This window comes from Streptomyces sp. NBC_01429, assembly GCF_036231945.1.
GTDB lineage: Bacteria > Actinomycetota > Actinomycetes > Streptomycetales > Streptomycetaceae > Streptomyces.
In genome coordinates this window covers 5,245,985-5,268,788 of record NZ_CP109599.1, presented here as the reverse complement: position 1 = coordinate 5,268,788, position 22,804 = coordinate 5,245,985, and the positions used below count along the sequence as shown (strand labels likewise).

General features: G+C 71.7%; 15 protein-coding genes and 1 pseudogene. 8 read left to right on the top strand and 8 right to left on the bottom strand.

Annotated elements, in window-relative coordinates; translation table 11 throughout:
• The first annotated feature begins 18 nt into the window (after positions 1 to 18).
• The 3 genes from OG627_RS23210 (at position 19) to OG627_RS23200 (ending at position 3,089) form a co-directional block, all read left to right on the top strand.
• Positions 19 to 1,101 (top strand): LacI family DNA-binding transcriptional regulator, encoded by a 1,083-nt coding sequence (locus OG627_RS23210; RefSeq protein ID WP_329068075.1) that lies wholly within the window; start codon positions 19 to 21, stop codon positions 1,099 to 1,101.
• Positions 1,102 to 1,239: 138 nt separating this feature from the next.
• Complete coding sequence (locus OG627_RS23205; protein WP_329068073.1) at positions 1,240 to 2,301, top strand: bifunctional helix-turn-helix transcriptional regulator/GNAT family N-acetyltransferase; 1,062 nt, start codon at positions 1,240 to 1,242, stop codon at positions 2,299 to 2,301.
• Positions 2,298 to 3,089: a sugar phosphate isomerase/epimerase family protein gene (locus tag OG627_RS23200; protein ID WP_329068071.1), complete on the top strand. Its 792-nt coding sequence runs from the start codon at positions 2,298 to 2,300 to the stop codon at positions 3,087 to 3,089. Before OG627_RS23205 ends, OG627_RS23200 begins: the two co-directional genes overlap by 4 nt.
• 66 nt (positions 3,090 to 3,155) lie before the next feature.
• Here the strand turns inward: OG627_RS23200 and OG627_RS23195 are convergent, their stop codons facing one another.
• Positions 3,156 to 4,148 carry an EamA family transporter gene (locus OG627_RS23195; RefSeq protein ID WP_329068069.1) on the bottom strand — a complete coding sequence of 331 codons (993 nt, stop codon included), beginning with the start codon at positions 4,146 to 4,148 and terminating at the stop codon, positions 3,156 to 3,158.
• Positions 4,149 to 4,291: 143 nt separating this feature from the next.
• On the opposite strand from OG627_RS23195, the gene OG627_RS23190 reads away from it, so the two are divergent.
• Positions 4,292 to 5,206, top strand: coding sequence for a LysR family transcriptional regulator (locus OG627_RS23190; RefSeq protein ID WP_329068067.1), 915 nt, complete (start codon positions 4,292 to 4,294; stop codon positions 5,204 to 5,206).
• Between the two features lie 167 nt (positions 5,207 to 5,373).
• The gene (locus OG627_RS23185) at positions 5,374 to 7,200 is read left to right on the top strand and encodes a glycoside hydrolase family 3 protein (RefSeq protein ID WP_329068065.1); all 1,827 of its coding nucleotides are present in this window, start codon (positions 5,374 to 5,376) and stop codon (positions 7,198 to 7,200) included.
• A gap of 147 nt (positions 7,201 to 7,347) precedes the next feature.
• On the opposite strand, the gene OG627_RS23180 is transcribed toward OG627_RS23185, so the two are convergent.
• The 7 genes from OG627_RS23180 to OG627_RS23150 form a co-directional block, all read right to left on the bottom strand.
• Positions 7,348 to 8,790, bottom strand: a complete 1,443-nt coding sequence (locus tag OG627_RS23180; protein ID WP_329068063.1) for a S28 family serine protease — start codon at positions 8,788 to 8,790, stop codon at positions 7,348 to 7,350.
• A gap of 147 nt (positions 8,791 to 8,937) precedes the next feature.
• A complete protein-coding gene (locus tag OG627_RS23175) occupies positions 8,938 to 9,270 on the bottom strand; it encodes a hypothetical protein (protein ID WP_329072897.1) in 333 nt (110 codons plus the stop codon).
• 194 nt (positions 9,271 to 9,464) lie between these two features.
• Positions 9,465 to 13,328, bottom strand: a complete 3,864-nt coding sequence (locus tag OG627_RS23170) for an ABC transporter ATP-binding protein (protein WP_443073646.1) — start codon at positions 13,326 to 13,328, stop codon at positions 9,465 to 9,467.
• 211 nt (positions 13,329 to 13,539) lie between these two features.
• Positions 13,540 to 14,481, bottom strand: coding sequence for a serine hydrolase (locus tag OG627_RS23165; protein ID WP_329068059.1), 942 nt, complete (start codon positions 14,479 to 14,481; stop codon positions 13,540 to 13,542).
• A gap of 270 nt (positions 14,482 to 14,751) precedes the next feature.
• On the bottom strand, positions 14,752 to 16,473 hold the full coding sequence (locus OG627_RS23160; protein WP_329068057.1) for a thiamine pyrophosphate-binding protein: 1,722 nt from the start codon (positions 16,471 to 16,473) through the stop codon (positions 14,752 to 14,754).
• Positions 16,474 to 17,499 (bottom strand): agmatinase, encoded by a 1,026-nt coding sequence (speB, locus tag OG627_RS23155; protein ID WP_329068055.1) that lies wholly within the window; start codon positions 17,497 to 17,499, stop codon positions 16,474 to 16,476.
• Positions 17,500 to 17,699: 200 nt separating this feature from the next.
• Positions 17,700 to 19,202, bottom strand: a complete 1,503-nt coding sequence (locus OG627_RS23150) for a sodium:solute symporter (RefSeq protein ID WP_329068054.1) — start codon at positions 19,200 to 19,202, stop codon at positions 17,700 to 17,702.
• Positions 19,203 to 19,345: 143 nt separating this feature from the next.
• On the opposite strand from OG627_RS23150, the gene OG627_RS23145 reads away from it, so the two are divergent.
• The 3 genes and pseudogenes from OG627_RS23145 (at position 19,346) to OG627_RS23135 (ending at position 22,803) form a co-directional block, all read left to right on the top strand.
• A complete protein-coding gene (locus OG627_RS23145; RefSeq protein WP_329068052.1) occupies positions 19,346 to 20,797 on the top strand; it encodes a PucR family transcriptional regulator in 1,452 nt (483 codons plus the stop codon).
• Positions 20,798 to 20,919: 122 nt separating this feature from the next.
• Positions 20,920 to 21,216, top strand: a pseudogene (locus OG627_RS23140) (hypothetical protein); the annotation flags it as partial.
• 429 nt (positions 21,217 to 21,645) lie between these two features.
• Entirely contained in the window at positions 21,646 to 22,803 is a 1,158-nt protein-coding gene (locus tag OG627_RS23135) for an acyl-CoA dehydrogenase family protein (RefSeq protein WP_329068050.1), read from the top strand.
• Position 22,804: the final 1 nt, after the last annotated feature.

Here is a 22,804-nt window from a genome sequence, read left to right as displayed (position 1 = left end):
CCACCTCGGAGGAAAGCGATGACAGTCACGCTGGCGGATGTGGCGGCCCGCGCCCGGGTCTCACCGGCCACCGTCTCCCGCGTGCTGAACGGGAACTATCCGGTCGCCGCCACCACCCGCGAGCGCGTCCTGCGGGCCGTGGACGAGCTGGACTACGTGCTGAACGGGCCCGCCAGCTCGCTCGCCGCCGCCACCTCCGACCTGGTGGGCGTCCTCGTCAACGACATCGCCGACCCGTTCTTCGGGATCATGGCCGGGGCGGCGCAGACCGAGATCGGCGGGCAGGAGGGGACCGGGCGGGCGGGCGGCGAGAAGCTCGCCGTCGTCTGCAACACGGGCGGATCACCCGAACGTGAACTGACGTATCTGACCCTGCTCCAGCGGCAGCGGGCGGCGGCCGTCGTCCTGACCGGCGGGGCGCTCGAAGACCCGCGGCACATCGCCGCGATGACGGCGAAGCTGGCGAAACTCGCGGACGCGGGGACCCGGGTGGTGCTGTGCGGGCGCCCGCCGCTGCCGGGGAGCGAGGCGATCGTCGCCTCGCTGGCCTTCGACAACCGGGGTGGCGGGCAGCGGCTGACGGAGCATCTGCTCGCGCTGGGGCACCGGACGATCGGCTACGTGGCGGGCCCGGTGGAGCGGACGACGACCCGGCACCGGCTGGAGGGACACCGAGCGGCGCTGCGGGCGGCGGGACTGGACGACGGCGGGACGGGCACGGACGGGCGGGAGTCGCTCACGGTGCATGGTCCGTACAGCCGCCGTTCCGGGTACGAGGCGACGCTGGAGCTGCTGCGGCGGGCGCCGGACCTGACGGCCGTGGTCGCCGCCAACGACACGGTGGCGCTGGGGGCGTGCGCGGCGGTGCGTGACAAGGGGCTGCGCATCCCGGAGGACATCTCGGTGGCGGGCTTCGACGATCTGCCGTTCTCGGTGGACGCGACCCCGGCCCTGACGACCGTACGACTGCCCCTGCACGAGGCGGGGGCGCGGGCCGGCCGGCTGGCGATGGGCACGGAGACCCCGCCGCCGGGCGGGATCGCGACGATCGCGGCGGAGCTGATGGCGCGGGCGTCCACGGCGCCGCCGAGGACCGGCTGAGCCCGGCCGGGCTCGGTTCCGGGGCCGGGGATTTGGCGAGTTGACGCCAAGGGACCGATTTGCCCTTGTCGGGTGTCGGCGGGGCGCCGTAGCGTTGACTCAGTCAAAGGAAAATCCAGGAAGAGGCCGGGGGAGATCATGGCCGTTCAGGAAGTCCGCGCGTTCAACCGCTTCTACACGAATCTCATCGGGGCGCTCGACTACAGCAAGCACCTCTACACGCCGTACACGCTCACCGAGTCGCGGGTGCTGTACGAGCTGGCGCACGCCGCGCGCACGGACGCCGCGGACCTGCGCGCCGAGCTGTCGCTCGACGCCGGATATCTGAGCCGGCTGCTGACCAAGTTCGAGCGGGACGGCCTGGTCGGACGCGCGCCGTCCGAGCAGGACGCACGGCGTCAGCGGATCACGCTGACGCCACAGGGCCGCGAGGCCGCGGCGCTGCTCGACGAGCGGTCGCGGGACGCCGTCGGCTCGCTGCTCGACCGGGTCGAGCCGGCCCGGCGGCCCCAGCTCACGGACGCGATGCGGACCGTGCGCGACCTCCTCGAAGGCGACCAGGCCCCGATGTCCCGGCGCGGCGGGCCGGTGCTGCGGGAGCCGGTGCCGGGCGAGCTGGGCTGGATGGTGCAGCGGCACGGCACGGTGTACGCGGCGGAGTACGGCTGGAACACCGAGTTCGAGGGTCTTGTCGCCCGGATCGTCGCGGACTTCGCACAGCACCACGACCCGCGGCTGGAGCGCGCCTGGATCGCCGAGCTGGACGGCAGACCGGTGGGGTCGGTGATGTGCGTGCGGGACGACGCCACGGGCGCGGACACGGCCCCGGACAGGCGCGCGGACACCGGAGCGGGCGGCGCCACCGGTTCGGAGGCGGAGACGGGTGCTTCGGAGATACGGGGGAAGACGCCCGGCACCGCGCGGCTGCGGCTGCTGCTGGTCGAGCCCGAGGCCAGGGGGCATGGTCTCGGGGAGCGGCTGATCGGGACGGTGGTGGATTTCGCCCGGCAAGCGGGGTACCGGGAGGTGACGTTGTGGACCAATGACGTCCTGACCACAGCCCGTGCCCTCTACGAGCGCGCCGGATTCACCCTCGTCTCCGAGCATCCTCATCACTCCTACGGCGCCGAACTGATAGGCCAGGACTGGCGGCTCCCTCTTCAGGAGCCGGCCGTACCCCAGGAAGGAACAGCACCATGAAGTTCGCCTTCTCCACTCTCGGAGTACCGGGTCTGCCCATACCCGAGGTGGTCGCGCTCGCCGCCGCGAACGGTTTCCAGGGGGTGGAGCTGCGGGCCCATCCGGAGGAGCCCGTGCACCGGGGCCTGGGAAGGCGTGACCGGGCGGCCGTGGTCGACGAGTTCAGGCGCGCCGATGTCGAGATCCTGGGGATAGCCGGGTACCCGCGGGTGGCGAGCGCGGAGGTGGACGAGGAGCAGCTGCGCCAGGAGCTGGACGACTTGCTGTCGTTGGCGCGGGATCTGGGCGCGCCCTACCTCCGGGTCTTCCCGGGCGGCGGTGACCAGCCGGCGGCGGAGGCCGACGCGACGGCCGCGCGGCGGCTGGCAGCGGCGGCGGAGACGGCGGCGGACTCCGGTGTACGGATTCTGCTGGAGACGCACGACTCGCACCGCACGGGCAGGGACGCGGCCCGCGTGGTGGGGTTGGTCGGGCACCAGTGGGTGGGGGCGCTCTGGGATGTGATGCACACCTGGCTGGGCGGCGAGGACCCGGTCACCACGCACTCCGTGCTCGCCCCGCACCTGGGCTATGTCCAGGTGAAGGACATCGCCTCGGCGCAGGACACCACGCCGCTCGCCCTGGGTGCCGGGGTGCTGCCGCTGGGCAAGTGCCTCGCGCTGCTCGACGACGACAGCTGGGTCTGCTGGGAGTACGAGAAGCGCTGGTATCCGCAGGCGGAGGATCTGCCGGGGCTGCTGGCAGCGGGGCGGGTCCATCTGGAGGGGCTGGCCGGCGGGCACGGCTGAGAGAGCGCCGCCCGGGAAGGGCGCCGGTTGGGAGAGCGCCGGTTGGGCGGCGTCTGTCGGCGCCTTTCAGACGGGTCGTCGGGTTCGGAGGGGACGCCGGAGCAGGTCGGCGGGACGGGCGCCGCGCGGGCCTACCGGCGCGGGGGCCGCGGGAGGTGACACATCGAGTGCCGGGACGGATCCGCCGCCGGTGGTGGCGCGCGGACCGCCGCGTGAGAGCGAGGTGAGCGCCACTCCCCCGACCAGCAGCGCCGCCGCGCACCAGCGCGCCGGGCTGATCGACTCACCCAGCAGCAGGGCCGCCGAGGACATCCCGAAGACCGGCACGAGGAGCGAGAAGGGCGCCACGGACGAGGCCGGGTAGCGGCGCAGCAGAAAGCCCCAGACGCCGAAGCCGAAGACGGTCGTGACCCAGGCGACGTACACGATGACACCGGCACCGGTGGCGTCCAGCGCGCGTAGCGCGGCCAGATCGGCGGCCGGGCCCTCGAAGAGCAGCGAGAGGCCGAGCAGCGGCACTACGGGGACGGTCGACACCCACACCATGAAGTTCAGGGAGTCCGCCGGGGACGCCTTGCGGGTGAGCACGTTGGAGACGCCCCAGCACGCCGCGGCGGCGACGACCAGCGCGAAGGCGAGCAGCGGCCCTGAGGCGCCTTCGTCCACCGCAGCGACGGCGATACCGGTGAGCGCGACGCCCATGCCCAGCAGCCGTACCCGCCCCGGCCGCTCACCGAGGAAGAGCGTGGCGAACAGCGCGGTGAAGACTGCCTGGATCTGGAGGACGAGCGACGACAGACCGGCCGGCATGCCCCGGTCCATACCGACGAAGAGCAGCCCGAACTTCGCGACGCCGAGCGCGAGGCCGACCCCCACCACCCACTTCCAGGCGACCTTCGGCCGCCCCACGAAGAAGACGGCGGGCAGCACCGCCACCAGGAAGCGCAGCGCGGAGAAGAGAAGCGGCGGAAAGTGCCCGAGGCCGATCTCGATGACAACGAAGTTCACGCCCCACAGGGCGGCGACCAGAACGGCGAGAGCGATATGTGTCGTGCGCATACGGAGAGCCTCACCGAGCCGAACCATTTAGCACCAGCGCGAATCTCTTCATGGTTGAATTCAGCACCGCTTACGAGTGCGCGAGATCGCCCCTCGATCCCCGCGCTGTCGCGCCCGCACGATCACGAACCCAGGGGGAACCCATGCTCGATCTGGCCCGGCTGCGCGCGCTGCACGCGGTCTCCGTCCACGGTTCCGTCGCGGCCGCCGCCGCCTTCCTCGGCTACACCCCCTCGGCCGTCTCCCAGCAGATCACCAAGTTGGAACGGGAGACGCGCACCACCCTGCTGGAGCGGCGCGGCCGGGGCGTGGCGCTCACCGAGGAGGCGCGCCATCTCGCCGCCACCGCCGAGGAGTTGCTCGCCATCGTGGAGCGCGCCGAGACCACCCTTGAGGAGCGCCGGGGGCAGCCGACCGGGCAGCTCACCGTCGGAGCCTTCGCCTCCTCGGCCCGTGGCCTGCTCCCGGGCGTGCTGGCCGAGCTGGCCGCACTGCACCCCACCCTCGACGTGCGGTTGCGGGAGATCGATCCGCACCTCTCGATCGACCTGGTGGCACGCGGCGCGATCGACCTGGCGGTCGCGCACGACTGGGACATCGCCCCGCTGCCCGCCCCCGAGGGGGTGGAGCAGGCGTTCATCGGTGACGATCTGTGCGACGTACTGGTCCCGGCCGCACACCCGCTGGCGGCGCGGTCCTCGATCAGCAGGCAGGACCTGGGCGGACAGCGCTGGATCTGCCAGCCGCCGGGGACGGTCTGCCACGACTGGCTGGTCCGTACGTTGCGCGCGGCCGGCTGGGAGCCGGACCTCGCCCACCAGGCCGAGGAGTGCCACACCCAGCTGGCGCTGATCGCGGCGGGACTCGGGATCGCCATGATGCCGCGCCTGGGCCGGGGTCCGCTGCCCGAAGGGGTGCGGGCCGTCGCCCTCGATCCGGTGCCGGTGCGGCGGCTGTACGCCCTGTGGCGCACGGGCGCGGCCAGGCGCCCGGCCGTCACCGCGGCCGTGGAAACACTGCGGCGGCACTGGCCGGCGGTCGCGGTCACGTCGGCGTAGACCGCCCGGGGCCGACGTCCCGACGACCGCGCATCCCGCCCGCACCTCGCCCGCACTCCCCCGCACTCCGGCGGCGCGTCCCTTGACTGGTAATTACTTTCCGGATATCCGTAAATCCTGGAAGTTTTCTTCACTTCCCTCGCGCCACATGGCCGGAAGGAGCACCAGTGCACGACCGGACCATCTCCAGACGCACCCTCCTCACCGCGACCGCCGTGGCGGCGGCCGCCGTCTGCGCCACGCCGCTGCCCGCACACGCCCGGCCCGGCCCCAAACCCCCCGGCCGGTACCCAGACCGGCTCCGGCGGCTCGTCTCCCGTATGAGCCTGGAGGAGAAGGTGGGCCAGCTCTTCGTGACGCGGGTGTACGGGCACTCCGCCACCGACCCCGACCGCGCCGACGCCGACACCAACCTCGCCGAGACCGGGGTCCGCACAGCGGCCGAGCTGATCTCCACGTACCACGTCGGCGGCATCATCTACTTCGCCTGGGCGCACAACACCCGTGACCCGCACCAGATCGCCTCGCTCTCCCGGGGCATCCAGCGCGCGGCCATGGCCCAGCGCGTCCCCGTGCCCCTGCTGATCTCCACCGACCAGGAGCACGGCGCCGTCGCCCGGATCGGGAAGCCGGCCACCCTGCTGCCGGGCGCGATGGCGCTCGGCGCGTCGCGCTCGCCCGACGACGCGCGCGAGGCCGCGCGGATCGCCGGGGCGGAGCTGGCCGCCATGGGCGTCAACCAGAACTACGCGCCCGACGCGGACGTCAACGTCAACCCGGCCAACCCCGTCATCGGCGTACGGTCCTTCGGGGCCGATCCGGGGGCCGTGGCCGGTCTGGTCACCGCGCAGATCAAGGGCTACCAGGGCGCGGGAATCGCCACCGCGGCCAAGCACTTCCCGGGCCACGGCGACACGACCGACGACAGCCATTACGCGCTGCCGACCATCCACCACACCCGCGAGCAGTGGACCGCGCTGGACGCCCCGCCGTTCCGGGCCGCGATCGCCGCCGGAGTCAGCTCGATCATGACGGCGCACATCGTCGTCCCCGCGCTCGACCCGAGCGAGGACCCGGCGACGCTCTCGCACCCCATCGTCACCGGCGTCCTGCGTGAACAGCTCGGCTACGACGGCGTGGTGATCACCGACGCGCTCGACATGAAGGGCGTCCGGCAGAAGTACGGTGACGCCCGGGTGCCCGTCCTCGCGCTCAAGGCGGGCGTCGATCAACTGCTCAACCCGCCGGACCTCCGGCTCGCCCGGGACGCCGTGCTGGCCGCCGTCAGGAGCGGCGAGCTGAGCGAGCGGCGGATCGAGGAGTCCGTGCTGCGGATCCTCGCGCTCAAGGACCGGCTGGGGCTGTTCCGCGATCCGTACGTCCCGCGCGGGAGCGTGGACCGTACGGTCGGCGTCCCGGCGCATCTGGCCGCCGCCGACCGGATCGCGGAGGCGACCACCACCCTGCTGGTCAACGAGCGCGGACTGCTGCCCCTGAGCCGGAGCCGGGAGCGGAATCTGCTGGTCGTCGGCGCCGACGCGGCCTCCCCCTCGGGCTCCACCGGGCCGCCGGTCACCGTACTGGCCACCGCCCTGACCGAGTTGGGCTTCACCGTCACCGCGCTGGCCACCGGTACGGCGCCCGACTCGGCGCGGATCGACGCGGCGGTGGCGGGGGCGCGCGGCAAGGACGCGGTGATCGTGGCCACGTACAACGTCTCGGCGACCGGTTCGCAGCGGACGCTGGTGAGCGCGCTGGCCGCGACCGGTGTGCCGGTCGTGACGCTGGCCGTCCGCAACCCCTATGACATCGCCCAGTTGTCCGGGGTCACGGCGTCCCTCGCCGCGTACTCCTGGACGGACGTGGAGGTACGGGCGGCGGCCCGGGTCATCGCGGGCCGGGCCCGGCCTCGGGGCCGGCTGCCGGTTCCGGTACAGCACGCGGACGATCCGGCACGGGTGCTGTACCCGATCGGACACGGGCTGACCTACTGAGGCCGAGACGCTCCGGCAGAACGGCCGGCCGAACAGCCGGCAGAACCGTCAGAACCGTCAGAACCGTCAGAACAGATGACGGTGCCCGCCGTCCGCCCGCTCATGACGAGCGGCGGACGGCGGACGGCGGGCACCCTCACGCACCGGTCACGGCCGCAGCGTGTGCCGCCGGTCCAGCTTCTGCTTGTCCAGCTCGGCGTCGAACTTCGCCAGTGGCTTCGCCTTCGCCTCGTCCTTCCGCACGGCGGCGGGAGCGACACCCGCCCACTCCAGGATCCGGGCCGTCGCCTTCGCCTGCTGCTCGGGGACCAGACCCGCGACATTGGCCCCGTGGTTGGCGCCCGGCGCGACATACACATAGCTGTCGCGCGCGCCGCGGCCCAGCCGGAAGGGCTCGGCACCCCACGGGTCGTTCTGGCCGTACACGAACAGCATCTGGTTCGCCTGGTGGCGTACCCAGTTGTCGATGTCCCGCATCGCCCACGGGTCGAACTTCATCGGGATCTCGCGCGGCACGAAGTTGCGCGGCGACAGGTAGCCGTACCGGCTCAGCTTGCCCAGGTGCGGCAGCTTGATGGTGGGAGAGCCGAGCTGCGTACCGGCCTGGTAGTAGTACGGGGTGTACGTGGCCAGGCTCTGGTCCGTCGGCGCGGAGAAGCCGGAGACCGCGTCGACGATGTCGTAGATCTCCTGGTCGGAGGCGGTACCGGCCGTCGGGATGCTGTCGCAGTCGGAGGCCAGGCCGTACTGCCAGAACGCCCAGACGAAGTCCAGCACCACGGCCTCGTAGGCCTTGTCGAGCGTGCCGATGGTGTTGAAGGTGGCGCCCTCGGCCGCCGCCCACTCCTCGTACTTCTTCTCCAGCGGCTCGCGGCGTACCAGCGCCTCGCGCTGCACGGCGTTGAGCCTGTCGCGGCACTCCTTGGTGCCGACCCGCTCGAAGAACCGGTCGTACGCCGAGTCCTCGTCGTTCACCACGTCGTTGGGCGCGACGTACGCCACCACGCCGTCCATGTCGCGCGGGTAGAAGCGCTCGTAGTAGGTGGCGGTCATGCCGCCCTTGGAGCCGCCGGTGGCGAGCCAGTTCTTGGTGTAGATCTTCTTCAGCGCGGTGAAGACGCGGTGCTGGTCGCTGGCCGCCTGCCAGATGTCCAGCTTCGACCAGTCGGCCGGCTGCGGACGGGACGGGGTGAAGAAGCGGTACTCCAGCGACACCTGGTTGCCGTCGACGATCCGGGTCGGCTCACTGCGGCTGGGGTTGGTGGAGACGTTGTAGCCGCTGGTGAAGAAGACCGTGGGGCGGCTGGTGTCCTTGTGGAGCAGCGTGATGCGCTGCTGGAAGGTGCCCTTGGAGGGGCGCCGGTGGTCGACCGGCTGCGTGTAGTTGAGAACGAAGTAGCGGTAGCCGTCGTACGGCTTCTCCTGAATCAGACTCATCCCCGGGACAGCGAGGATCCGGTCCTTGATATCGGTGGTGTCGGTGGCGGCCTGCTGGTCCGCACTCCGATCGGCGGCGGTGGCCGCACCGGCGGTGGCCACCGTGCCTATGATCAGCACGAGCGACAGCACCCATCTCAGCGCCTTGCGCATTCACGCTCCCTGTGTTCATGACAGACGCCGTGAACCTAACCGGGCGACCAGGGGGACCGCCAGCCCCCAGGGCCGTTGGAGCGCATTTCTCGACAGGTCCCGCCAGAGGTCCCGGCGGAGGTCTCCGCACAGGTATCCGCGCAGGTCTCAGCAGAGTATCCAGCCGGTCGAGGCGGACTTCCCCGACACCGAACCGGTCGCCCGCACACACCGGTTCAGGGCATGCACCGTGACCGGACCCGACTGCCGCGTGTACTTGCCGCTGTCCACCACCGGGTTGCCGCCTCGCGGTTGGAGGCTGATCGACATGGAGCGCTTCTTGCCCGGTTTCGTGGCGACGGTGATCGCGCAGGCGTAGTCACGGCCCTTGTAGATCCGCACTTCGCCGGTGGCGAACGGTACGGTCCGCAGCGGCCGTCCCGAACAGACGGAGGCCGCGCGGGCGGCCGGAGCACCGGGGTCGATCACCAGGGCGCCCATGGCGGTCAGGATCGCGAGAGCGTACGCCAGCGCCCTCTTGCCCACGGACCCCGCCCCGGCCACCACCCCAGCCCAACCGAACAAGGTTCCCCCTTTGGCGATCTTTGCGTACATGCGTACGACGCCTGTGGTCCGGGGATGGTTGCGGTACTCCCCCGCGCGCTACGGCATCCGGCGCCCACACGCCCGCCGTCTCACAGCACCACAGCCGCCGCTTCTTCCTCGCCCTCGCCCTCGCCCTCGCCGATGAAGCTGCGCCACAGCGTGGCGTATCTGCCGTCCAGCGCGAGCAGTTCCTCGTGCGTACCGTCCTCGACGACCCGCCCGTGGTCCATCACGACCACTCGGTCCGCGCGCGCCGCGGTCGTCAGCCGGTGCGCGACGACCAAGGTGGTACGGCGGCCGGCCAGCCGGTCGGTGGCCTGGTTGACCAGCGCCTCGGTCGCCAGGTCCAGCGCCGCCGTCGCCTCGTCGAGCAGCAGTACGTCCGGATCGACCAGCTCGGCTCGGGCCAGGGCGATCAACTGGCGCTGTCCCGCCGAGAGGTTACGGCCGCGCTCGGCGACCTCGTGCAGATAGCCGCCGTCGAGCGTGGCGATCATCTCGTGCGCGCCGACCGTCCGCGCCGCCGCCTCCACCCGCGCGTCGCTCGCCTCGGGACGCCCGTACGCGATGGCGTCCCGGACCGTGCCGGCGAAGAGGTACGGCTCCTGCGGTACGACGCCGAGCCGGTGGCGGTACGCCGCGAGGTCCAGCTCGCGCAGGTCCGTACCGTCCGCCCGCACCCGGCCGCCGGTCGGGTCGTAGTACCGCGCGACCAGTTTGACGAGGGTGGACTTGCCCGCGCCGGTCTCGCCGACGAAGGCGACGGTCTGGCCGGCCTCGATCCGCAGGTCGATCCCGGTGAGCGCCGCCTGTTCCGGCTGCGCAGTCTGCCCTGCCCGCTCTGTCCGCCCTGCCGGTGCCAGCTGTTCCGGCTGCCCGGCGCCCGCGCCCGCTTCGCCCGCTTCGCCCGCGTCACTTCCGTACGCGAAGTGCACGTCCTCGAAGACGATCTCGCCGCGCAGCGAGCGCACGTCCAGCGGCTTCTTCGCCGCACCGGTCGATGTCGGCTCGCGCAGCAGTTCCTGGACGCGGCCGAGCGAGACGGTCGCCTGCTGGTAGCCGTCGAAGACCTGGGAGAGCTGCTGCACGGGCGCGAAGAACAGGTCGATGTAGAGGAGGTAAGCCACCAGCGCGCCGGTCGTCAGCGTGCCCGCCTCCACCCGTCCCGCGCCGACGATCAGCACGGCGGCGGCGGCCACCGAGGACAGCAGCTGGACGAAGGGGAAGTAGACCGAGATCAGCCACTGGCCGCGCACCCGCGCCGTGCGGTAGTGGTCGCTGCGCGCGGCGAAGCGCGCGGCGCCGTCCTTCTCGCGCCGGAACGCCTGGACGATCCGCAGCCCGGAGACGGACTCCTGGAGATCGGCGTTGACCGCGCCGACGCGCTCGCGGGCCAGCTCGTACGCCTGGACGCTCTTGCGGCGGAAGAAGACCGTACCGATGATCAGCACGGGCAGTGTCGCGAAGACGACCAGGGCCAGTTGTACGTCGATGACCACCAGCACCACCAGGATGCCGGCGAAGGTCACGACGGAGACGAACGCGGTGACGAGACCGGTCTGGAGGAACGTCGACAGCGCGTCGATGTCGGTCGTCATCCGCGTCATGATGCGGCCGGTCAGCTCGCGCTCGTAGTAGTCGAGTCCGAGCCGCTGGAGCTGCGCGAAGATCTTGAGCCGCAGCGAGTAGAGGACGCGCTCACCGGTCCGGCCGGTCTTGCGCGTCTCGCCGATCTGCGCGGCCCACTGGACGAGCACGACGAGCAGTCCCAGGGCGGAAGCCGCCCACACCGCGCCGAGCGCGAGGCGCTCCACGCCCTCGTCGATGCCGTGCCGGATGAGGACCGGCAGCAGCAGGCCCATGCCCGCGTCGACGGCGACGAGCGCCAGGCTGACCAGCAGCGGCAGCCCGAAACCGCGCAGCAGCCTGCGCAGCCCGTACGACTCCTCGGCGGCGACCGCGCGTTGCTCGTCGACGCCGGGGGTGTCGGTGGCCGGTGGCAGCGCCTCGACCAGAGCGAGCATTTCGGGGGTGGCTCCGGAAGTGGCGGACCCGGAGGCGGCGGACCCGGAGGCGGCGGATCCAGAAGTGGCGCCGGGTGCGGCGGAGTCGTCGGTGCGTCGCTCGCCGCGACATCGCTCGTCGCGTACCCACAGCGCCGGGGTCACCCCGCGTTCGGCGTCGAACTCCGCGTCTATCTCCTGCTGGAGCGCGCGGGCCTCCGCCGCCGACTCCTCGGCCGCGTCGCCGACCGACGGCGCGGTCAGGACCGGGGTGTGGCCCGGCGAGACGCCGCCCAGCTCGTCCGGTTCGGTCAGCAGCCGCCGGTAGAGGGCGGACCGCTCCTGGAGTTCGTCGTGCGTCCCGATGTCGGCGAGCCGCCCGCCGTCCAGTACGGCGATACGGTCGGCCAGGCCGAGCGTGGAGCGGCGGTGGGCGATGAGCAGGGTCGTACGCCCGGCCATCACCGCGCGCAGGGCGTCGTGGATCTCGTGCTCCACCCGGGAGTCGACGGCGGAGGTCGCGTCGTCCAGCACGAGGAGCCGGGGGTCGGTGAGGATCGCGCGCGCCAGGGCGATGCGCTGGCGCTGCCCGCCGGAGAGTGTGAGGCCGTGCTCACCGACCGAGGTGTCGTACCCGTCGGGCAGGTCGGTGATGAACTCGTGCGCGCGTGCGGCGCGGGTCGCGCGGAAGATCTCCTCCTCGGTGGCGTCCGGCTTTCCGTAGGCGATGTTGGCGCGAACGGTGTCGGAGAAGAGGAAGCTGTCCTCCGGTACGAGTCCGATGGCGGCGCGCAGCGAGTGGAGGGTCAGCTCGCGCACGTCGTGGCCGCCGACGAGGACGGCGCCGCGCGAGACGTCGTAGAAGCGGGGCAGCAGGAGGGAGACGGTGGACTTGCCGCTGCCGGAGGCACCGACGACGGCGACGGTCTCGCCGGGGCTCATCTCCAGCGAGAAGCCGTCGAGCACGGGCCGGCCGTCCTCGTACGCGAACGACACGTCGTCGAACTCGACCGACGCCTCGGCGTCCGCCGGCAGCTCCTTCGTACCGTCCTGGAGGGTGGGCTCGGTGTCGATCAGCTCCAGCACCCGTTCCACTCCGGCGCGCGCCTGCTGGCCGACGGTCAGGACCATGGCGAGCATCCGGACCGGGCCGACGAGCTGGGCCAGATAGGTGGAGAAGGCGACGAAGGTGCCGAGCGTGATCTGTCCCCGGGTCGCCAGCCAGCCGCCGAGCGCCAGCATCGCGACCTGGCCGAGCGCGGGTACGGCCTGGAGTGCCGGGGTGTAGCGGGAGTTGAGCCTGATGGTGCGCAGCCGGGCCGCGAAGAGTTCCCGGCCGGCCGTGCGGAGCTTGCCGGTCTCCTGCTCCTCCTGCCCGAAGCCCTTGACGACCCGGACTCCGGAGACCGCGCCGTCCACGACCCCGGCGACGGCGGCGGCCTGCGCCTGCGCGTACCAGGTGGCGGGGTGCAGCTTGGCGCGGCTGCGGCGGGCGATGAACCAGACGGCGGGGGCGACGGCCAGGGCGACCAGGGTCAGCGGCGGCGAGAGCCACGCCATGATCCCCAGGGAGATCACGAACAGCAGGACGTTGCCGATGGTCATCGGCAACATGAAGAGCAGGCTCTGGATGAGCTGGAGGTCGCTGGTGGCGCGGCCGATGACCTGCCCGGTGGACAGGGTGTCCTGGCGCCGGCCGTCGAGGCGGCCGATCGTCTCGTACATCTGCGTACGGAGGTCGTGCTGTACGTCGAGGGCGAGCCGGCCGCCGTAGTAGCGGCGGACGTAGGCCGCCGCGTAGACGGCGAGGGCGGCGACGACCAGCAGGCCGGTCCAGACGAGGAGGGAGCGGCTGCCGTCCCCGATCACGTCGTCGATGACGACCTTGGTGATCAGCGGTACGAGGGCCATCACCGCCATACCGGCGAGCGAGGAGCCGAGGGCGAGCATCACATTGCGCCGGTATCGCCACGCGTATCCGGTCAGCCGTCGTGCCCAGCCCTCTTCGCCCGCCGCCACTGATGCCTCCTGATCGTCCGGACCGATCGCCCTGATCTGCCGGAAGGCACCAACGCGGGGAGCTGCGGATTTCATCCCTCCGCAACAAATGCCGTCCTCCGGTCCTAGGACCACGGGCCCTGCGGCCCGGACGCGAGGAGGCTTACGCGGCGGGCCGCTCCGGGGTGGCCGGCATGGACTCGTACGTGGCCGACGGCGTGACCTGGACCGTGGTGGCGGTCTTGGCGGCGGTCGGGTCGAGGCCCTTGTGGACCGCCTTGGCGACGGCCTGGATGGTGTTGACGCCGTCGTTCATCGTCTTGTTGTCGTGGGTGAGCACGGAGAGCGTGTAGTCGTGGCCCTTGCCGGTGAACGCGCCGATGCTGTGCACGCGCCAGCCGTGGGTGGAGCGCTGGAGCCAGCCGTTCTTGAGGTGGACCTTGGCGCTGGTGGGGGCGCCGGCCGGGACGCCCCAGCGCTGGGAGGAGACGACCTTGTTCATCCGGTCCAGCATGTAGGCGCGCGACGCGTCGGTCAGGACGGTGTTCTTGGCGGTCACCAGGCCGAGCAGCTGCTTCTCGTCGTCGGCGGTGATCTGGGTCAGCCCCCAGTAGCCGCCGGTCCCGGGGACGGTGCGGGTCATCTTCGCGGCCTTGAGGAAGCCCTTGACCTTGGTGAGGCCCAACTGCTTCCAGAGCGTGCTGGTCGACGTGTTGTCCGACTTCGTGATCATCGCCGTGACGAGGCTCTTCTCACGCGTCGTGAGGGCCCGCTTCGTCTTCTGCGCGTCCCAGAGCAGCGTCGCGAGGACGGTGACCTTGACCACACTCGCCGAGTCGAACTGCTGCGTGGCGCGCAGCGTGCAGCGCGTATTGGTCGTGCGGTCGTGCAGGGAGAGCGCGGTGGTGGCCTTCCGGCCCTTGAGCGCGGCGGTGATGTCCTTGGTCAGCTTGGCGCCGAGTCCCGCCCTGTCCGAGGTGCAGACAACGGCCGGAGCCGCGGCGGCGGCCGGTGCCGCTGCCGCGAACAGCGGTACGAGCACGGCACCGGCGAGGGCAGCCGAGAGCACGCCCCGGGCACGCCGGGGTATTCGCTGGTGAGTCATGAAGGAATCCCGCCCCTGCTACGTCTGCCGCACGAGTACGCCTGCCGCTACGGGCACGGCTTGTGCGCTCCGGCGGCGCACTCGCAGACATGATGCATGGGGAGGGGTAAAAGGTTGTATGGCGCCGAACACAATGCCGGATATGTCACGGAACCTGCCGCTGGACCTGCCCGGTGACAGGTAGAGCGCGGCAGCCCCGGACACCGGTCAGCCGGGACAGCAGAGAGTCGGCCAGGCGTCAGCCGGGGACAGCAGAGGGTCGGCCAGGCGTCAGCCGGGGATCACTCGCCGGTCGGATGTGTCGGAGCCACCGTCCAGATGTGTCGGAGCGAACATCTTGAGCAGGGCGGGAAGCACCACGACCGAGGGTCCGGGCGCCGCCAGCGCCTTGGCGAGATCGTCGCGCAGGCCCTCCGGAGTCGTACGGGCGGCCGGGACGCCGAAGGACTCGGCGAGCGCCACGAAGTCCGGCCGCGACAGCTCGGTGGTCCCGGCTGCGGAGGACTCGCCGAAGGCGTCGGTCATGTACTCGCGCAGGATGCCGTAGCCGCCGTCGTCCACGATCAGCCAGGTGACCGGCAGGTCGTACTGGCGGGCGGTGGCCAGCTCCGCGATCGAGTACATCGCGCCGCCGTCGCCCGAGACGGCGAGGACCGGCTTCGTACGGTCGGCCGCGGCGGCGCCGAGCGCGGCCGGGAAGCCGTAGCCGAGGCCGCCGGCGCCCTGGCCCGAGTGCATCGGCCCCGGCCAGGCCGACCAGGCCCAGTAGGCGAGGATCGTCATGTCCCAGAAGCTGGGGGACGCGGCGGGCAGCGCCTCGCGGACCGAGGCGAGCACCCGCTGCTCCAGCGCGAGGTCCTGGGCCTCGATCCGCTCCCGTACCTTCGCCAGTACCGTACGGACGGACGCGGCGGCGGCCGGGTCGTGCCGCTCCTCGACCGACTCCAGCAGCGCGGAGAGCGCGTTCCGCGCGTCGGCGTGGATGCCGAGGGCGGGGTGGTTGGACTCCAGCTTGCCGAGGTCCGCCTCGATCTGGATCACCCGGCCGCGCGGGCGGAAGGTGTGGTAGTTCGAGGAGAGTTCGCCGAGGCCGGAGCCGACCACCAGCAGGACGTCGGCGTCCTCCAGGAAGTCGGTGGTGTGCCGGTCCTCCAGCCAGGACCGGAGCGACAGCGGGTGTTCCCAGGGGAAGGCGCCCTTGCCGCCGAAGGTGGTGACGACCGGCGCGTCCAGCTTCTCGGCGAGCGCGCGGAGCTTGCCGGACGCGTCGGACCGTACGACCCCGCCGCCCGCGACGATCACCGGACGCGCGGCGTGCGACAGCGCGTGCGCAGCGACGGCGGTCAGTTCGGGGCGGGGCAGCAGCTCGCGCGGGGTGGCGTCCATCGCGGTGACGGGCGGCAGGGAGGTCCCGGCGAGCAGCACGTCCTGCGGGATCTCCACCCAGACCGGCCCGTGCGGGGCGGTGAGCGCGGACTCCCAGGCGGCGGCGATCGCGGACGGGATCTGCGAGGCGGTACGGACCGGGTGGACGGATTTGACGATGTCCCGGAAGGACGCCTGCTGGTCGCGGAGTTCATGCAGGTAGCCGTGGCGTCCGCCACCGAGTCCGGCCACCGGGACCTGGCTCGCGATGGCGAGGACGGGGGCCGAGGCCGCCGCCGACTCCTGGAGCGCGGCGAGGGCGGTGAGCGCGCCGGGACCGGTGGAGAGCAGCAGCGGCGCGACCTCGCCGGTGATCCGGCCGTACGCGTCGGCGGCGAACCCCGCGTTGTTCTCGACGCGCAGGCCGACGTAGTCGAGGGAGGAGCGGCGCAGCGCGTCGAACATGCCGAGCGCGTGCTGTCCCGGCAGCCCGAAGACGGTGGTGGCGCCGAGGCCGTAGAGCGTCTCGACGACGAGATCGCCCCCGTTGCGCCCGGGGGGCGGATTGAGCGCGGCGGCGGTCTGCTCGGGGGTGAGGGGCGGGATGTCGTGGTCGTGGTCGTGCATTTACGCCGCTGTCCTTCCGTCGGCGCTCTCGCGGCCGTCGGCGCTTTCGCGGCCGGCCGCGATCTGGCGGGACATGATCGTCGTCAGCTCGTACGCCGTGTGGGAGGCGGCCACCGAGGTGATCTCCGCGTGATCGTACGCGGGCGCGACCTCCACGACGTCCGCCGAGACGAGGTGGCAGGAGGCCAGCCCCCGCAGGATCTCCAACAGCTCGCGCGAGGTCAGGCCACCGGCCTCGGGGGTGCCGGTGCCGGGCGCGTGCGCCGGGTCCAGCACGTCGATGTCGATGGAGATGTACAGCGGGCGGTCCCCGATGCGCTGCCGCAGTTGGTCGGTCACCTCGTCCACGCCCCGGCGCATGACGTCCGCCGAGGTGACGATCCCGAACCCCATCTTCGCGTCGTCGTCCAGGTCCTGCTTCCCGTACAGCGGACCGCGCGTACCCACGTGGGACAGGGCCTCCGTGTCGAGAACGCCCTCCTCGACGGCCCGGCGGAAGGGGGTGCCGTGGGTGTACTCGGCGCCGAAGTAGGTGTCCCAGGTGTCCAGATGGGCGTCGAAGTGGAGCAGCGCGACCGGTCCGTGCCGCTTCGCGACCGAACGCAGCAGCGGAAGGGCGATCGTGTGATCGCCGCCGAGGGTCATCAGCCGGGCGCCGGTCCCGAGCAGCTCGTCGGCCGCCCCCTCGATGGTGTCGACGGCCTCCCCTATGTGGAACGGGTTCACCGCGACGTCCCCCGCGTCCGCGACCTGCGCGAGCGCGAACGGCGAGGCGTCCTGCGCCGGGTTGTACGGGCGCAGCAGCCGCGACGCCTCCCGGATCGCGTTCCCGCCGAACCGGGCACCGGGCCGGTAGGAGACGCCGGAGTCGAAGGGGACGCCGACGACGGCGACATCGGCGCGGCCCACCTCGTCGAGCCGGGGCAGCCTGGCGAACGTGGCCGGTCCCGCGTATCTGGGGACACGGGACGAATCGACGGGACCGCGCGCGCGGCTCTCGTTGGTGGCGTGTCCGTTGCTGCTCATCGTCGGGCCTCTCCGGGTATCGCTCGTGCGGCTCCGCACTGCGCTGTGGTTCTGCACTGCGCTGTGGTTCTGCACTGCGCTGTGGTTCTGCACTGATTCATGGTTCTGCGCTGATTCTTCTGCACTGCTTTACGGCCTACGCGCCGTTCCGCGCCGTTCCGCGCCGTTCCGCGTCGCTTCGCATCGTTCGGGTCGCTCTGTCAAGAATGGACCAGCCCACTGACAACGGGCGGATCGCTCTCCTCCTCGTCGCCCTCCCCGGCCAGCCGGCGGCGCCACTCGGCGAGCACGGCCTCGTCCGTGGGCTTCGTCGCCAGGCTCACGATCAGATAAGCGGCCAGCGAGGACAGCAGCCCGTAGTAGATGGGCTGGTTGGCGAGAATCCCGTAGCCGGCCATCAGCGCGACGACCGTCACCCCGCCGACGACCACCGCGCAGAGCGCGCCGTACACCGTGCCGCGCTTCCAGAGCAGCCCGCCGAGGATCGGTACGAGCAGCCCGCCGACGAGGAGGTTGTACGCGACGGTCAGCGCCTCGACGACGTTGTTCAGCGCGATGGCGATGACCACGACCCCGATGCCCATGATGAGGATGAAGAGACGGTTGCCCCTGACTTCGTCATGGGCATCGCTCTCTCCCGTCTCGCCCTCCCCCTGTCCCTTCCCCTTCCGCCCGGCGCCCCGCAGCCGCGACCAGATGTCGTTGTTCGCGACGGTCGCGCAGGCGATCAGCGCGCCGGACGAGGTCGACATCACGGCCGCGAGGGCGGCGGCGAGCACCAGCCCCCGTACGCCCATGGGCAGTTCGTCCTTGACGATGGTGGCGAACGCGTCGTCCTGGCTGGCCAGGTTCGGGTAGAGCACCTTCGCGGCCGTCCCGATCACCGCTCCGGCCAGCGCGTACACCAGACAGTAGGTACCGGCGACGGTGCCGCCCCAGCGCGCGACCTTGTCCCCGCGCGCGGTGAACACGCGCTGCCAGATGTCCTGTCCGATCAGCATCCCGAAGGTGTAGATGAGCACATAGGTAAAGATGGTCTCGCCGCCGATGCCGAACGGGGAGAAGTACTCGGTCGGCAGCTTCGCCTTCATCTCGCCGAAGCCGCCCGCCTTGACCACCGCGATGGGCAGCAGGAGCAGCAGTACGCCGATGGTCTTGACGACGAACTGCACCATGTCCGTGAGCGTGATCGACCACATGCCGCCGAGCGTCGAGTACGCCACGACGATCGCCCCGCCCAGGACGATCGCGACGGTCCGGTTCAGGTCGAACAGCACGTCGAAGATCGTGGCGTACGCGATGGTCGAGGTGACCGCGAGCATCAGTGTGTACGCCCACATGACCACGCCCGATATGACGCCCGCCCGGCCGCCGTAGCGCAGATCGAGCATCTCGGAGACGGTGTAGACCTTCAGCCGGGCGATCCGCGCGGAGAAGAACACCGAGAGGGCGAGCAGTCCGAGGCCGATGGTGAAGACCATCCAGGCGCCGGAGAGGCCGTACTTGTAGCCGAGGCCGACCCCGCCGATGGTGGAGGCGCCGCCCAGGACGATCGCCGCCATCGTGCCGGAGTACATCCAGGGCCCGAGACGGCGGCCCGCGACCAGGAAATCGCTCTTGGACTTGGCACGGCGCATGCCCCACCAGCCCATGGCCAGCATGCCCGCCAGATAGACGACGATCACCGCGTAATCGACAGCCATGGGCTTCCTCCGTCTCGTCTCGGCCCGAACCGACGTGCGGGTCGCCCCGCACCGATGTGTGGGTCATGACGGTAGGTGGCCGGAAAGCGGTGCTGAAGTGTACGTTTCATCCAATCTTCTCGCCGATGATGGATGGAATATCCATGCCGGATCCCGTCACGCCCCCGCCCACCCCGCCCGTCCCGCTGGCCGCCCTCCTCGCGGACCAGGGGCTGGGGCTGCGCCCGATCGCCGGTCCCGACGACGCCGGATCGCGGTCCGTGCACTGGGTGCACACCTCGGAGATGGCCGACCCGTACCCGTATCTGCTCGGCGGCGAGCTGCTGCTGACCGCCGGCGTGCAGCTCACCGACGCGTACGCGGACGAGTACGCGGCGCGGGTGGTCGAGGCGGGCGCCGCCGCGCTGGGTTTCGGGGTGACGCCGGTGTACGACACGGTGCCGGCCGCGCTGATCGAGGCGTGCGACCGGCACGGTCTGCCGCTGCTGGAGGTCCCGCCGCGCACCCGGTTCACGGCGGTCGCGCGCGCGGTGTGGCGGCTGATGGCGGAGGCGCGCCACCGCGAGCTGAGCCGGGTGACCGGTGCGCAGCAGGGCCTGGCGGCCGCCGCCGCCCGCCCCGACCCGGTGCCGGCCGTCCTGCGGCAGCTGGCGGTACGGCTGAACGGCCGGGCGGTGCTGTTCGCGCCCGACGGCGCGGAGCTGTACACGACGGGCCGCACCCCGTCGCCCGGCGCGCGCACGGCGCTCGCCCGGCTGGCCCGGGTGGTGCGCGCGAGCCCCGCTCCTCGCAGCGGCCCCACCTCGGCGACCGATGCCGCCGACCGCGCGCACCTCGCCGCCTACGCGCTCGGCGGCGGCCAGGGGCTGGTCCTCGGGGTGGCGGCCGAGACCCGGGAGGCGGGGGACCACACCATCACCGGTGTCGCCGTCGTCCTGCTGTCCCTGCTCACCGCGCCCCACCAGAGCGCGGCGGAGGCCGGCCGCTCGGCGGCGCTCGTACGGCTGCTGCTGGGCGCGCCTCCTGAGGAGGCCGCGCCGCTGCTCGGCCCCGGCCCCTGGACCGTCGTCCACGCGCGCGGCGGCGACACGCCCTTCGCTGCGGGCGCGCTCGCGGCCTCACTGGGGAGCGCGCTGGTCGAAACGGACGGCGATACGGTCCGTGTCCTCACCGACCGCGAGGTCACCGCCAGGACCGGCTGGACCCTGGGCGTCAGCGATCCGGCCGACCCGGTGGACCTCGCCACCGCCGACACCCGCGCGCGGCGCGCGCTGGGCCGCGCCGAAGCGACCCGTACGCCGCTGGTACGCCACCACGAGGCGGGCTTCGCCGGCCTGTTCGCGCCCGCCGAGGCCGCCGCGCACGCCCGCGCACACCTCGCCCCCCTCACCGGCCCCGGCGGCTCCCCCGCGCTGGTCGAGACCCTGCGGACGTGGCTCTCCCTGCACGGCGGCTGGGACCGTACGGCCCACGCCCTGTCCGTCCACCGCAACACGGTCCGCCAACGCATCGCCCGCTGCGCCACCCTGCTGGACGCGGACCTGGACGACGCGGACGTGCGGATGGAGCTGTGGTTCGCGCTGCGCCAGTTGTGACGGTTGGGTGTGACGGCCGGTGTGAGCGACGCTGCCACAGCCCCTCCTCCCGCACCCGGGCCCCACCAGTAGCCTGATGCCTCGTTGTTCAGCGACGGGGGGACTTCATGCCGGACGACTCGATGCGTGACGGAACGGCACTCGCCGAGCGGATAGCCGAGCGGCGGGCAGGGTCGGGGGATCCCCGGTCGCTGGTGGGTGAGTTGCGGCGGGCGCTGGTGTTGGTGCCGCTCGACGGTGGCGGGCTGTGGACGGGCGAGTCGGGCGGGATCCGGTGGATCTTCGGCTTCACGGACGAGGCCGCGCTGGCCAGGTTCGCGAAGGCGCGAGCCGCCGGGCCGACCGGCGACGGTCGCGACACAAGCAGACCGTGGGAGTTCGCGGAGCTGCGCGGGGCCCGGTTGCTGGACGAGACGGTTCGGACACCCCTATCCGTGCCCACGGCTGGAGCCTCCCCGCTGCCCAGGACCGTCCCGTCCGGCTGTACCAATCGACAAGAGCCGCGCGGCCCTGCCCGGGATCCTCGGCAGCCGCCGCCCCCAGCACCAGCCGCCCGGCGATCAGCCGTACCCGCCCGTCGGCCGACGCATCGTCCGTGACCGTGAGCCGGTACGTCCGGCCCCAGGTAGCGGAACAGCCTCTGCCGGGGGAGCCGAACGGCTGATCGCTTCGGCGCGACGACCGCACCAGGGCCCAAGCACCGCTCTGGACACCTGAGCGAACCCCCGGGTAACTTTGACTGAGCAAGCGCTTAGATCCGTGATCTCAGCCATCAATCGAGCAACCCCGACGGCGAGCAACCACCCACGCGAGAGCGGCGGCGGGTTAGCCGCAAAGGAGGCCTTCCAGTGCGCCGTACCGTGTACAACGAGGATCATGAGGCGTTCCGGGAGACCATCCGCGCCTTTATCGAGGCGAAGGTCGTCCCCGTCCACGACGAGTGGTACGCGGCGGGCCAGGCTCCCCGCGACTTCTATTACACCCTCGGTGAGCTGGGCATCTTCGGTATCGAGGTGCCCGAGGAGTACGGCGGCGCCGGCGAGGAGTCCTTCAAGTTCCAGGCGATCCTCTCCGAGGAGACCGCGCGCGCGGGCGTCTCCTTCGGCGGCTCGGGGGTCCATGTGGCGCTCTGCCTGCCCTACCTCAAGGCGTACGCCACCGAGGAGCAGAAGAAGCGCTGGCTGCCGGACTTCGTCAGCGGCCGCACGATGTACGCGATCGCCATGACCGAGCCGGGCACCGGGTCGGACCTGGCCGGGATGAAGACCACCGCGAAGCTCTCCGAGGACGGTACGCACTACGTGCTGAACGGCGCGAAGACGTTCATCACCGGCGGCGTCCACGCGGACCGTGTGATCGTCTGTGCCCGTACCGCGGCGCCGTCCCCCGAGGACCGCCGCTTCGGCATATCGCTGCTGGTCGTGGACACGAAGGCGGAGGGGTACGCGGTCGGGCGCAAGCTCGACAAGCTGGGGCTGCGGACCTCCGACACCGCCGAGCTGTCCTTCACCGACGTCAAGGTCCCGGTCGGGGACCTGCTCGGCGAGGAGAACAAGGGCTTCTCGTACCTCGGCCAGAACCTGCCGCAGGAGCGCCTCGGCATCGCCGTCGGCGCGTACGCGCAGGCCGCGGCGGCGGTCAGGTTCGCGCAGGCGTACGTGAAGGAGCGGACCGTCTTCGGGCAGAGCGTCGCGTCCTTCCAGAACACCAAGTTCGAGCTGGCCGCCTGCAAGGCCGAGGTGGACGCGGCGGAGGCCGTCGTGGACCGTGCGCTGGAGGCACACGACCTGGGCGAGCTGTCGGCAGCCGAGGCCGCCTCGGCGAAGCTGTTCACCACCGAGGTCGCGCACCGCGTCATCGACAAGTGCCTCCAGCTGCACGGCGGCTACGGCTACATGAACGAGTACCCGATCGCCCGGCTGTACGCGGACAACCGGGTCAACCGGATCTACGGCGGCACCAGCGAGGTCATGAAGATGATCATCGCCAAGTCGATGGGGCTGTAAG